Annotated in this window: 11 protein-coding genes; 10 read left to right on the top strand and 1 reads right to left on the bottom strand. The window is 43.1% G+C overall.

What is annotated here, in order from left to right; genetic code table 11:
* On the top strand, positions 1-957 hold the full coding sequence (locus N596_RS03710) for an ABC transporter permease (RefSeq protein WP_023023700.1): 957 nt from the start codon (positions 1-3) through the stop codon (positions 955-957).
* Between the two features lie 58 nt (positions 958-1,015).
* Here the strand turns inward: N596_RS03710 and N596_RS03705 are convergent, their stop codons facing one another.
* A complete protein-coding gene (locus tag N596_RS03705) occupies positions 1,016-1,924 on the bottom strand; it encodes a polysaccharide deacetylase family protein (RefSeq protein ID WP_023027004.1) in 909 nt (302 codons plus the stop codon).
* A 221-nt stretch (positions 1,925-2,145) separates the two neighbouring features.
* On the opposite strand from N596_RS03705, the gene N596_RS03700 reads away from it, so the two are divergent.
* From N596_RS03700 to N596_RS03660, 9 genes are all read left to right on the top strand, one after another.
* Positions 2,146-3,432 (top strand): homoserine dehydrogenase, encoded by a 1,287-nt coding sequence (locus N596_RS03700; protein WP_023027003.1) that lies wholly within the window; start codon positions 2,146-2,148, stop codon positions 3,430-3,432.
* Between the two features lies 1 nt (position 3,433).
* Positions 3,434-4,300 carry a homoserine kinase gene (gene thrB, locus N596_RS03695; protein WP_023027002.1) on the top strand — a complete coding sequence of 289 codons (867 nt, stop codon included), beginning with the start codon at positions 3,434-3,436 and terminating at the stop codon, positions 4,298-4,300.
* Between the two features lie 168 nt (positions 4,301-4,468).
* Positions 4,469-5,395 carry a tellurium resistance protein TerC gene (locus N596_RS03690; protein WP_023027001.1) on the top strand — a complete coding sequence of 309 codons (927 nt, stop codon included), beginning with the start codon at positions 4,469-4,471 and terminating at the stop codon, positions 5,393-5,395.
* A gap of 136 nt (positions 5,396-5,531) precedes the next feature.
* A complete protein-coding gene (gene murB / locus N596_RS03685; protein ID WP_023027000.1) occupies positions 5,532-6,434 on the top strand; it encodes a UDP-N-acetylmuramate dehydrogenase in 903 nt (300 codons plus the stop codon).
* 205 nt (positions 6,435-6,639) lie between these two features.
* Positions 6,640-7,797, top strand: coding sequence for an ABC transporter ATP-binding protein (locus N596_RS03680; protein ID WP_023023687.1), 1,158 nt, complete (start codon positions 6,640-6,642; stop codon positions 7,795-7,797).
* Positions 7,778-8,584 carry an ABC transporter permease gene (locus N596_RS03675; RefSeq protein WP_023023685.1) on the top strand — a complete coding sequence of 269 codons (807 nt, stop codon included), beginning with the start codon at positions 7,778-7,780 and terminating at the stop codon, positions 8,582-8,584. The genes N596_RS03680 and N596_RS03675 overlap by 20 nt, the downstream gene beginning before the upstream one ends.
* Positions 8,581-9,354: an ABC transporter permease gene (locus tag N596_RS03670; protein WP_023026999.1), complete on the top strand. Its 774-nt coding sequence runs from the start codon at positions 8,581-8,583 to the stop codon at positions 9,352-9,354. Before N596_RS03675 ends, N596_RS03670 begins: the two co-directional genes overlap by 4 nt.
* Positions 9,351-10,421: an ABC transporter substrate-binding protein gene (locus tag N596_RS03665; protein ID WP_023026998.1), complete on the top strand. Its 1,071-nt coding sequence runs from the start codon at positions 9,351-9,353 to the stop codon at positions 10,419-10,421. The genes N596_RS03670 and N596_RS03665 overlap by 4 nt, the downstream gene beginning before the upstream one ends.
* A 274-nt stretch (positions 10,422-10,695) precedes the next feature.
* Positions 10,696-13,683, top strand: a complete 2,988-nt coding sequence (locus N596_RS03660; RefSeq protein ID WP_023026997.1) for a CocE/NonD family hydrolase — start codon at positions 10,696-10,698, stop codon at positions 13,681-13,683.
* The last annotated feature ends 19 nt before the right edge of the window (positions 13,684-13,702 follow it).

The following is a 13,702-nucleotide window of genomic DNA, read 5'->3' as shown; positions in this document are numbered from 1 at the left end:
ATGAATACTGTTGCTATACTAACGATTCTTGTATCGAATATGCTGGTCTATGCTGCTCCCCTCATTTTCACTAGTATCGGAGGAGCCTACTCCGAACATGCTGGTGTCGTTAATGTCGGTTTGGAAGGTATCATGGTTATGGGAGCTTTCACAGGAGTCGTGTTTAACTTGACTTTTGCTGACTCTCTTGGTGGCATGACAATCTGGCTATCTCTCCTTGCAGGTGGTTTGGTTGGTCTTATTTTCTCTGCTATCCATGCTGTAGCTACTATCAACTTCCGTGCTGACCACGTGGTGAGTGGTACGGTATTGAACTTGTTGGCTCCTGCCTTAGCTGTCTTCTTGGTAAAAGCAATCTACGGAAAAGGTCAAACCAACAATATCGATTTGTCATTTGGTAAATTTGATTTTCCTTTCTTGTCTGATATCCCTGTTATTGGAGATATCTTCTTCAAGAATACAAGCTTAATGGGATATGTCGCGATTGGATTTTCATTTGTAGCCTGGTTTATCATGTTTAAAACGAAGTTTGGTCTTCGCCTTCGCTCAGTTGGTGAACATCCACAAGCTGCGGATACCCTTGGGATTAATGTTTACCTCATGCGTTACTATGGTGTGCTCATCTCTGGATTTTTAGGAGGAGTTGGGGGTGCCTTGTATGCACAATCTGCATCTGTCAATTTCTCAGCAACTACAATTGTGGGACCTGGATTTATCGCCCTAGCGGCTATGATCTTTGGTAAATGGAACCCAATCGGTGCCATGTTATCCAGTCTATTCTTTGGTCTTTCACAAGCCTTGGCGGTTGTGTCTACGCAGATTCCTTTCCTTGCCCATATTCCAGGAGTCTACCTCCGTATTGCGCCGTATGTATTGACCATCATCGTCCTAGCAGCCTTCTTTGGTAAGTCGGTTGCACCAAAAGCAGATGGTGTGAACTACATCAAGTCTAAGTAAAAGCCTCCTTTATGGAGAAAGAAAGCACGAGTCGCTCGGACTCGTGCTTTTTGTATGCTTATGGATTGGTTTGCATTTCTGCAAGTAGGTTTTCTGCTGTCGTAGTTGGCAAGATCCGCAGACGTTTTAGTGAGTAGAGGCCATCATCTAAACTAGCTAGTCCATTGTTGGTTGTCAAGCCCATTTTGTAGCCATTGGTTTTTGCTAGATCCATGGTGACCTCAGAGTAGCGACCAGCGGGGTAGACAATGGTGGTAGTGGTTTGATCGAGTTTCTTATCTAATACTTGTTTTGAATTGGCAAGTTCAGCCTTTTGAGTGGCAGTATCTGATTGGGCCAAATCTGGGTGGGATACCGTATGGCTCTCAAAAGTAAGGCCTTGTGCTTTCATTTCTTTGATTTGATCGAAGGTTAAAACACTCGGTTTTTCCTTTTCAGAAAATGAAGTAATGATATTATTGGTTGCGGTCATTTGGTATTTTTTTAGGAGTGGATAGACGATGGTATAAAAGTCTGCAACTCCATCATCAAACGTCAACCAAACGACTTTGCCACCTTCAGGCAGTTCATTTTTTGTAAGGGCGCGATAAGCTTCTTCGGGCGTCAGGGTGTAGTAACCGGCCTCTTTTAAGGCTTTGAGATGACTCTCGAAGGTTTCTGGTGCTACAATGAGGTTGGCATTGGCCTCTTCCGAAGGGGCCATCGTGTGAACAGCGTGGTACATGAGAATCGGGATTTTTACAGGTTGCTCTTGTTTTACCCATTTGGTAGTAGACCCTTGCTGGCTCATCGTCTGACTTGTATTTGTTTCTTGCTTGTCAGCAATAGTCCCCTGTTTCAATAGGAGGAACCCTAAAAAGAATATGCAAGACAGAAGAAAAGCATTTAAAATCAGTAGTAATCGTATTTTCTTTGGGACACGTCTTTTTCGGTGATTCATAGAGACCCCTTTCTTTATCAATATCATTATATCATAGGGTCATGAAATCTCTTAAAGACAAAGTTACAAATGGCTTAAAATTTCAGGAGATCTAGGCTATTTTTGAAGGCATGGAATGCTAGTTGGTTTGATGAGAAGATTTTAATCTGGGTGAGAAGTGTTCTTCTAGAGGAAGAGAACCATAGAACTAGTCAGAAGGCCCTAGTTTTTGATATAATGGAATATATTAGATTTTTAAGGAGACCAATATGTCTGTTAAAATTGCCTTACTAGGATTTGGTACAGTTGCTAGTGGCGTACCATTTTTATTAAAAGAAAATCATGAAAAGATCAGTCAGGCCGCTCAGGATGAAATTGAGATCGCTAAGGTCTTGGTTCGCGACGATGCGGAAAAGCAAAGCTTGCAAGCGGCAGGTCATGACTACAACTTTGTGACCAATGTCGATGAGATTATTGAAGATAAAGAGATTGCCATCGTGGTTGAATTGATGGGGCGTATCGAGCCAGCGAAGACCTTTATCACCCGTGCATTGGAAGCAGGTAAGCATGTGGTCTCTGCCAACAAAGACCTTCTTGCGGTTCATGGAAGTGAGTTGCTGGAGATTGCAAAAGAACACCAAGTAGCCCTTTATTATGAAGCTGCCGTAGCGGGTGGAATTCCAATCCTTCGGACCTTGGTGAATTCCTTGGCTTCTGACAAGGTGACCAAAGTTCTCGGTGTGGTCAATGGTACTTCTAACTTTATGATGACCAAAATGGTCGAAGAAGGCTGGACTTATGAAGATGCTTTAGCAGAAGCACAACGACTTGGTTACGCTGAAAGTGACCCGACCAATGACGTTGAAGGAATTGATGCAGCTTATAAGATGGTGATTTTGAGCCAATTTGCCTTTGGGATGAACATCCAATTTGACCAAGTAGGGCACAAAGGGATCAGCCAAATCACTCCTCAAGATGTCTCAGTAGCCCAAAGCCTTGGTTATGTGATCAAGTTGGTCGGCTCGATTGTTGAAACAAAGTCAGGGATTGCAGCAGAAGTGACACCAACCTTCCTTCCTAAAGAACATCCACTTGCTAGCGTGAACGACGTCATGAATGCGGTCTATGTGGAATCGATCGGGATTGGTGAGTCTATGTACTATGGACCAGGGGCAGGTCAAAAACCAACTGCGACTAGTGTTGTAGCTGACATCGTTCGCATTGTTCGTCGTTTGAATGAAGGAACAATCGGTAAAGCCTTCAACGAATACAGCCGCCCGCTTCAATTGGCTAAGCCTGAAGATGTGAAGAACAATTATTACTTCTCAATCAAGGCACCAGATGCGACTGGTCAAATCTTACGTATTGCGGAAATCTTTAATGCAGAAGGAGCTTCCTTCAAGCAAATCCTTCAAGAAGACTCAGATGGTCAATTTGCAAGTGTGGTTATCATTACCCACCAAGTCAACCAGACGCAATTCAAGAACTTGGTTGAAAAACTGGATTCAGAGCCGAATTTCAAACTTATGAATACCTTTAAAGTATTGGGAGAATGAGATGAGAATTACAGTACCAGCGACTAGTGCCAATGTAGGGCCAGGATTTGATTCTGTTGGGATCGCTGTTTCTAAGTATTTGACCATTGATGTGCTAGAAGCGCAAGAAAACTGGTGGATTGAACATGATTTAGGAGAGGAGATTCCAAGCGATGAAGAGAATCTCTTGCTTCAAACTGCTCTCCAAGTCGCATCCGATTTGCCTCCTCATCGTCTCAAGATGACTAGTGAAGTGCCTTTGGCGCGTGGTCTTGGTTCCTCTAGCTCTGTTATTGTAGCGGGGATTGAGTTGGCTAATCAACTGGGCAACTTATGTCTTAGCGATGAAGATAAACTAGAGATCGCGACAAAAATCGAAGGTCATCCGGATAATGTAGCGCCAGCTATTTTTGGAAATCTGGTCGTAGCAAGCTATGTGGATCAGGAGACCCATCATTTGGTTCTTCCATTTCCTGAGTGTGCACTAGTGGCCTTTGTTCCGAATTACGAGCTCAAGACCAGCGATAGCCGAAATGTCCTTCCGAGTGAGTGGACTTATAAGGAAGCTGTGGCAGCTAGTTCCATTGCAAACGTGGCCATTGCTGCCCTTGCTAAGGGAGACTTAAGAGTTGCAGGAAAAGCTATCGAAGCGGATCGCTTCCATGAGCGCTACCGTCAACAACTAGTTGCAGAGTTCCCTCAGGTGAAAGAACTTGCGCATCAACATGAAGCTTATGCGACTTACCTTTCTGGTGCAGGTCCAACCATTATGACCTTGCTCCCAGTTGAACATGCAGAAGCCTTTGCCAAAGGCTTGGAGTCTAAGGCCTTAAATGGTCAGGTTTTCTCATTAAAGATTGACACAACTGGTGTGAAGGTAGAAGCTTAGTGAATCTTGATTCAAAGAAAAAAATGATTAGATAGGCTAAATTAGTCTATCTAATTTTATTTATCTATGATAAAATAGTTTTATAAATCATTTGTCTATCAAATTATTTTAGGATAATAAACATTTATTCAAAAGATAGATAGAAATGTAAAGGAGATTGTAATTCTAATGAAAGACTTTGAACGTCATCAACTTGCTACGGAACTTGGATTCCAGTTTGATCCTCAGACCTCATCTATTTATGGTGAGAACTCTGGGTATTTCTTCTTAATGAGAGAAACAGACACAAAAAATGTCTTCAGCATTGCTCTTTCTGTTTCTCGTGATGATGCGGAAGAAGCAGCGGCTCAACTGCAGCAAATGGTGAAAGAATCTTCTGTTCTGAAGAGCGTTAGCCTCAACCAATATGTCACAACTTTCACTGTAAAAGCTGGGATGACCAAGGCAAAAACGATTGAGAACATTCACCAAGCCCTAACAGAAATCCTGCAATTTTTACAAACCAATGGTTTCTACACTGTATGTGGCTACTCTGGTGAAAAAGGTCCGGTTGGTCTCTACCAGATTGGAGATTCCCTCTTCTTGATGAATGAAGAAAACTATCAAATTGTGAGTTCCCAACTAAAAATTGAAACAGATTCATATAATAGTCAGAAAGAAAATGTCCTTCTTGGAACAGTCGGTGCCTTTATTGGTGCCATTATCGGAGGAGCTGTGACTCTTTTTATTGCCCGTCTCGGCTACGTAGCTTTTTATGCTGGTTTCATCCTTGGGATCTGTGTTGTCAAAGGCTATGAGATCTTAGGGAAGAAATTTAGCAAACTTGGTGCAGTTATTTCTAGTATCCTCTTGTTGGTGACTGTTGTTCTCGTTCACCAATTTGACTATGCCTTAGAAGCAGTTAAACAGCTTGGACTCGACTTTAGTGATGGATTTGATTTGATCAATTCCCTTGTTCTAAATGGTGAAGCACCTGATAAATACTTCTTTAACTTCTTTATGTTGGCAGTCTTTACCATTATTGGGGGTGGGGTTGCCATTGGCTCAGCCTTGTCCACTCAAGAAACACGTGGCATTGCGCGTAAGATTGGCTAATTTAATAAACCCTTGTTTAAAAAAAATTAAAACAGAATCGGTCTTTTGGCTGTTTCTGTTTTTTTTACTTCTGGGTCGAAAAGTGGGCTGGTTTTTGTTATAATGGATAAGATAATGTATAGAAGAGAGTTGTGAGATGGAAATCGTAAAGCAAATCAAAGAGGAGTTGGCTGGCATTGAGATTTTGTTCAATGAGCCACTCAAACAATATACCTATACCAAGGTTGGAGGGGCTGCAGACTATTTGGCCTTTCCTCGCAATCAATATGAATTAAAACGAATTGTCACCTTTGCCAATGCTCATGAAATTCCATGGATGGTCTTGGGGAATTCTTCGAATATTATCGTCCGTGACGGTGGGATTGAAGGCTTTGTGATCATGTTTGATCATTTCCATGATGTCCGGGTCAATGGGTACGTGATTGAAGCAGAGGCAGGTGCTAAGCTGATCGATGTGACTCACGTAGCCCGCTACCATAGCTTGACAGGCTTTGAATTTGCTTGTGGGATTCCTGGTAGCATTGGGGGTGCTGTTTACATGAATGCTGGTGCCTATGGTGGCGAGATTGCCCATATTCTCCAATCTTGTAAGGTCTTGACGCCAGAGGGTGAAATAAAAACCCTATCCGCAAGTGATTTGGCCTTTGGTTATCGCCACTCCAAGATCCAAGAGACAGGAGATGTGGTGATTTCGGCTAAGTTTGCCTTAGCACCTGGCAACTATGATCAGATCAATCAAGAAATGGCGCGCTTGACTCATTTGCGAGAGCTGAAACAACCTCTCGAATACCCGTCTTGTGGCTCTGTTTTCAAACGTCCAGTCGGTCACTTTGCAGGACAGTTGATCAGTGAGGCAGGATTAAAGGGATACCGGATTGGTGGTGTAGAAGTTTCTGAAAAGCATGCTGGCTTTATGATCAATGTCGATCATGGGACTGCCAAAGATTATGAAGACTTGATTGCTCATGTCATCGCGACAGTTGAAAAATCGGCTGGGGTGACCTTAGAGCGGGAAGTCCGTATTATTGGGAGAGATTAACGGTTCGAGATGGAATAGGGGCTACTCTTGGGTAGACCCTTCCTACTTTAGAAGGGGGGTGAGTGCCTATCGATACTGAAAATAGGTGGGGCAGTCTTATAAGTCCCCGAGAGGTGTTGGTGGCCTGACGGGTATTCTCGTCAGCCTATGAGACTAGTGGTTGGTCTCAGATGGAAACGCATGAAAAAGAAGGAATTTATGTGAATTGAAAAAACCAATTATTGAGTTTAGAAATGTCTCAAAAGTATTTGAAGACAGCGATACAGTGGTTCTCAAAGATATCAACTTTGAGTTGGAAGAAGGGAAATTCTATACCCTCCTCGGTGCTTCAGGATCTGGTAAATCGACGATTTTGAACATTATTGCCGGTTTGTTAGACGCTTCGACAGGGGATGTCCTCTTGGATGGTGTTCGGATCAATGATTTACCGACTAACAAACGGGATGTCCATACCGTCTTCCAGTCCTATGCCCTTTTCCCACACATGAATGTGTTTGAGAATGTTGCCTTCCCTCTTCGTTTGAAGAAGCTAGACAAGGCGGAAATTCAAAGACGAGTGACTGAAGTCCTTAAGATGGTGCAATTAGGAGGATTTGAGAAACGCTCCATCCAGAAACTTTCTGGTGGTCAACGCCAGCGGGTGGCTATTGCACGGGCGATTATCAATGAACCGCGAGTAGTCCTCTTGGATGAGCCCTTGTCTGCCCTTGACTTGAAGTTGCGGACAGATATGCAGTATGAGCTTCGTGAATTGCAACAACGCTTGGGTATTACCTTTGTTTTTGTTACCCATGACCAGGAAGAAGCGCTAGCTATGAGTGACTGGATCTTCGTCATGAACGAAGGAGAAATTGTCCAATCAGGAACACCAGTCGATATCTACGATGAGCCGATCAACCATTTCGTTGCGACCTTTATCGGTGAGTCCAACATCCTTCCAGGGATCATGATCGAAGACTACCTAGTAGAATTCAACGGTAAACGCTTTGAGTCAGTCGATGGAGGGATGAGACCAAACGAACCGGTCGAAGTCGTTATTCGCCCTGAAGATTTGCAAATCACACTGCCCGAAGAAGGCAAGCTCCAGGTGAAAGTGGATACCCAACTTTTCCGTGGGGTACACTATGAGATCATCGCCTATGATGAATTGGGCAATGAGTGGATGATTCACTCAACGCGTAAGGCAATCGTAGGTGAAGAAATCGGTCTGGACTTTGAACCAGAAGATATCCACGTCATGCGTCTCAATGAAACGGAAGAAGAGTTCGATGCACGGATCGAAGAGTACGTAGAAGTGGAAGAGCAAGAAGCCGGATTGATCAATGCCATCGAGGAGGAAAGAGATGAAGAAAACAACCTCTAACCTCTTTGTGGTTCCCTATTTTCTCTGGATCCTCCTCTTTGTCTTGGCTCCTGTAGCCTTGATTATTTGGCAATCCTTTGTTAATGTCCAGGGACAGGGTTCCTTAGAGAATTACCAAACCTTTTTTACAGCGCAGAATTGGACCTACCTCAAGATGAGCTTCAACTCCATTCTCTATGCTGGGATCGTTACCTTTGTGACGCTCTTGATTTCTTACCCGACAGCTTATTTTTTGACCCAGCTCAAGCATCGTCAGCTCTGGCTCATGCTCATCGTCCTTCCGACCTGGGTTAACCTCTTGCTCAAGGCTTATGCCTTTATCGGGATCTTTGGTCAAGGGGGATCTATTAACCAATTCTTGAGCTTCATCGGAATCGGTCCTCAACAGATCCTCTTTACGGACTTTTCTTTCATCTTTGTCGCTAGTTACATTGAGTTGCCCTTTATGATCCTTCCTATCTTCAATGTTTTGGATGATTTGGATCCAAATCTCATCAATGCTAGCTATGACCTAGGAGCTAATAAGTGGGATACCTTCCGTCGAGTTGTCTTCCCGTTGTCTATGAACGGGGTTCGCTCTGGAGTCCAATCGGTCTTTATTCCAAGTTTGAGTCTCTTCATGTTGACGCGTTTGATCGGAGGAAACCGGGTGATTACTCTGGGGACTGCCATCGAGCAGCATTTCCTCACGACACAAAACTGGGGAATGGGATCAACCATTGGAGTGGTCTTGATCCTTGCTATGCTCTTAGTCATGTGGGTAACGAGAGAAAGGAGTGAACGATGAAAAAGATTTCACGTATCTATTTAGGATTGGTTTTCCTACTCCTTTATCTGCCAATCTTTTACTTGATTGCCTATGCCTTTAATGCTGGTGGGGATATGAATGCTTTTACAGGCTTTACCTTGGAGCATTTCCAAAGTCTCTTTGAGGATACGCGTCTTATGTTGATCCTCTCACAGACCTTCCTCTTGGCCTTCCTGTCAGCCTTGATTGCGACCATTATTGGGACCTTTGGGGCGATCTATATTTACCAATCTAAGAAGAAGTTTGAAGGACCGTTTTTGTCCATCAATAACATCCTTATGGTGGCACCTGACGTTATGATCGGGGCTAGCTTCCTGATCCTCTTTACGACGATCAAGTTCCAGCTTGGCTTTGCCTCTGTCTTGATGAGTCACGTGGCCTTCTCTATTCCAATCGTAGTCTTGATGGTCTTGCCACGCTTGAAGGAAATGAACCGTGATATGATCAATGCGGCCTATGACCTAGGAGCTACTCAGGTGCAGATGTTGAAAGAAATCATGCTTCCTTATTTGACACCTGCGATTATTGCCGGTTACTTCATGGCCTTTACCTACTCCTTGGATGACTTTGCGGTGACCTTCTTTGTCACAGGAAATGGCTTTACGACCTTGTCTGTTGAGATCTACTCACGGGCTCGCCAAGGGATTTCGTTGAATATCAATGCCCTTTCTGCCCTGGTCTTCCTCTTCAGTATCTTACTGGTGGTCGGCTATTACTTCATCACTAGAGAGAAGGAGGAGACAGTATGAAAAAACTCTATTCATTCTTGTTAGGGATTGTGGTGGTAATCCTCGTTTTAGCGGGGCTAAGTGCCCGTCTTGAAGCCAAGACCAATCCAAAAGACAGTGATAAGCTGGTCATCTACAATTGGGGAGATTATATCGATCCAGAATTGCTCAAGGAATTTACCAAGGAAACAGGCGTTCAAGTCCAATATAATACCTTTGATTCCAATGAAGCCATGTACACCAAGATCAAGCAAGGGGGAACAGCATACGATATTGCCATCCCAAGTGAATATATGATCGCTAAGATGATGGACGAAAACTTGCTTGAAAAGTTGGATAAGTCCAAATTGAAAGGCTTAGACAATATCGATCCACGCTTCTTGGATTTGGACTTTGACCCGGACAATCAGTACTCAGTCCCTTATTTCTGGGGTACCCTTGGTATCATCTACAACAGTAAGATGGTTGATAAGGCACCTGAGCACTGGGAGGATCTATGGAGACCAGAGTACAAGAATGACATCATGATGTACGATGGGGCCCGTGAGGTCATGGGAATTGGACTCAATAGCTTAGGTTATAGCCTCAATTCCAAGGACCCTCAGCAACTCCAAGAAGCTGTGGATAAGCTTTATACCTTGATGCCTAATATCAAGGCCCTTGTAGCCGATGAAATGAAAGGCTACATGATCCAAAACAATGCGGCTATTGGGGTGACTTTCTCCGGTGAAGCCAGTCAAATGTTGGAAGCCAATGAGGACCTCCGCTACGTCGTCCCATCAGAAGCCAGCAATCTTTGGTTTGATAATATTGTCATTCCAAAGACGGTGAAGAATAAAGAAGCAGCCTATGCCTTTATCAACTTTATGCTTCGCCCAGAAAATGCTTATAAGAATGCTCTCTATGTCGGTTATTCCACACCGAATAAAGAAGCTAAGAAGATGCTACCAAAAGAGGTCCAAGAGGACCAGGCCTTCTATCCAAGTGATGACACGCTAAAGAACTTAGAAGTCTACGAACAACTTGGCAAGAAGTGGTTAGGCGTTTATAACGACCTCTACCTACAAGTGAAGATGTATCGGAAGTAGGAGAGCATTTCTATAAAAGCTAAAGCAAGTTTCTAACGGTTAAAAACCGGATTGAAACTTGCTTTTTTGTGTGAAAAGAAGAATTGAAAACTATAATATATTTCTCATAGGCCCTTTCAATTATCTCAACTTTCAGAAAGATTATATTTTTATGATACCTTTTTATTTGATTTGACTATAAAATGTATAGAGACTACAATGGTATTGTAAACGCTGTCATTCCGTTTGAAGGCTTTCCTTCTTTCAAATCTCTTAAATTTAAAGGAGTTTCATTATGAGGAAAAAGAATCTTTCTTTTATCTTGTCTGCTTTATTACTCTCACCTATAGTGATAGCCACTCAAGTTCGGGCTGATGAAGTTTCCGAAAAGGCTACAGGAGCAGATACTGAACTAGTCGGTTCGCCAGAACTTGTCTCTATAGAAAAGCCTCAGATTAATCCCCAACCTGAAGCTGCAGGTCTAGAGTCAGGTGGGAGGGCAGAAACTGAGAGTGGATACTTACTTGAGGAGGAAGCTAGCAAGTTAACTGAAACAAATGATTCTTTAGGAGACCTACCGAAACCTTTATTGGTATCAGAAACGCCTGATAAACTCTCGACTCTGATTGAAAATCCACATGTCGCAAATCAGAATCTGAGTATAGGGGATACAGCAATCGAGTTACTCAAATGGGCAGAGGCCAAACCGGATCAAACTGGTTCAACAGCAGAAGATCGTCTTGAGTTCGCAAAAAGCTTGGGGATGATTCCAAATGGGGTAGGCAAGGATGAGCCCGTCCAGAATCTAAATCATATGATTTCGATCGCTAAGAAATTAAAAGAGGCCTATCGTGCAGAGAAAAAAGAACCGCTCATCCTTAATGGTAAGACCCAGCCTATTTTTCCTTTTACTCCGGGTGATGTAGAAACTGGCTACTCGAATGAAAAGAGTGATATCGTCCGCTTTGTTGTCTATGTCGAATCAGACTATGATACAGATGGAGACGGAAAAAGGGACCTGATCAAAACTTTTGTTCAACTACCGAAAGCTGTTGCCAATGGGGATTTTAAGGCTTCGACGATCTATGAGGCAAGTCCTTACGTAGCGGGAACGACTAATAAGGAAACCCTTGGCGAAATTGGTCTAAAAGAAGAGGGTGAGTTTGACAACAAGAAACTCTATCGCTATGTAGATCCTCGTCGTCAAACCGGTTCTACCACGACTTTAGAACATGCTAAAAAGGCAGATTCTAAAGACTGGTACTATAAAAATCCAAACGAGAGTGATGCGACCTTCACTCGTTACGATTATGAAAATATTAACTGGTACAACTATTTCTTAGTACGTGGCTATGCCGTCGTTACCACATCTGGATTGGGAAGCTATCAGTCTGAGGGAATCAATACAACAGGAAGTGACCTAGAAGTAGCTGGTTATAAGAGTGTCATTGAGTGGCTAAATGGAAAACGAGTTGCTTATACAGATAAGACATCGAATATCGCTATAAAAGCAGATTGGTCGAATGGAAAAGTCGGTATGACAGGCCTGTCATGGGCAGGAACCACTACTTTTGGAGTCGCTGCGACAGGAGTAGAGGGCTTAAAGACTATCGTCCCTGCGGCTGGTATTGCAAGTTGGTATGATTATTACAACAGTCAAGGAACGACTTTTAATGTCGGTCCTTATAGAGATCTGTCTCATTTGTCTGTCTATGTATCCAACAGGATTCTAGATCCGGCTGATTGGAACAAGATTAAAGAGGACTATGCCCGCTATATCACTCAATTGAATCGCGACCAACATAAGCATGGTTATAATTATAGTGACATTTGGAAAAATCGCGATTATACTCTTCATCCAGAAAAATTCAAGGCCAGCGCTCTAGTTATGCATGGGCTAAATGATGATAATGTCAGAACTAAACACTTTGAGCTGATGTATCAAACCTTGAAAAAAGCTGGGCAGCCTGTGAAGCTCTACCTATATCAAGGGGATCATATTTATCCTGTCAATAAACGCTTCGGAATTAAAGAGGGCCAACAAAGTGTCAGTGACCTTCTCAACCTATGGTTTAGTCACTACCTATATGATGCCGAAAATCAGGTAGAATCTTTGCCAGAAGTAACCGTATCTAATAACTACGATCCATCTAAATGGGAACACTATTCTAGCTGGGAGTCTAGTAATAAATTGACCCTGAAGACTCTTTCTAGACGAGAGGAAGAAACCATTGATAATGATTATTATGGTGCAGGTATGGATTGGACCAATCGTGATTCACATACCACTAAGCAATCGTCAACTGCCAATGCTTTGTTTACAGCAGAAGCGACAGAGGATGTGACTATTAAAGGGCATATTCCTGTCCATTTCCAAGCCGCCTTAGCCAAGCTGCCCAATCAAGAGCTCAAAGACTACCAAGTTAATGTACAACTGGTCGATCTCTCAGATGAGGAATTTGATGTCGCATCCAATAAGATTACCTACGATGAGGCTGGCTACAAGTACCAAGAAATGCCTCTCAACACGCTTTCTGAAACAGGCTACTGGATGGGAAGTAATTTAAAGAACATTCCCGACAAGCAATTTGGAACCATTAAAACCAAGTATAAGGTCATCTCTTCTGGTTGGATCAATCTAGCAAATCCAGATGCAGGCTATGCCTCCTCTAGCTCTAGCAAGAGCATAGATCCCAAGCTAGGAGAGTTTCGAAACTATACAGTTTACCTACAGCCAAATCTTTACACGGTCAAGAAGGGGCATAAGCTGGGCCTAGTCTTTACCACCTTCGATAGTAACTATGTCTGGACGGATGATCCGTATTCCTATCGCTTGAAAACACGGTCCATCGTGGCAGAAATACCAACCGTTCAAAAGAGTAGTCTTCACTATGCTTGGTATGTTCCAAATGAAAAGGATGAAACTTATCAGGTCCTTCCACTCGTTGAAAATCCCCTACCAGAGTATCCACTGGACACCCTCGTGCCATCCGTGGATCAGAAGGAGCAGATACCAAACAAGGATTATACACCATACAAGCCAGGTTCATTAGCAGTTGAGTCTAGTAAGAAGGATACGCTGATACCACTAGCTGTCAACTACCAGCAAGAAAGATCAGAGACGGTGGATGAAGAGCTCCCTCAAGTGAGCAGTACTCGTAAGGAAGACCTTTATTTGCCGCAAACTGGAATGACCACCAGCTTTGAAGTCACTTCAAGCGTGTTAGGAATCGTTCTTTTAGTCGGAATGGGAATCGTCCAAGTAAAAGAAAGAGAAAATTAATCACATAGATCAAATCACC

It is taken from the genome of Streptococcus ilei (assembly GCF_000479335.1).
In the GTDB taxonomy this organism is placed as follows: Bacteria; Bacillota; Bacilli; order Lactobacillales; family Streptococcaceae; genus Streptococcus; species Streptococcus ilei.
Note: the sequence above shows the minus strand (reverse complement) of the source record. Positions and strands in the feature narration are given on the sequence as shown.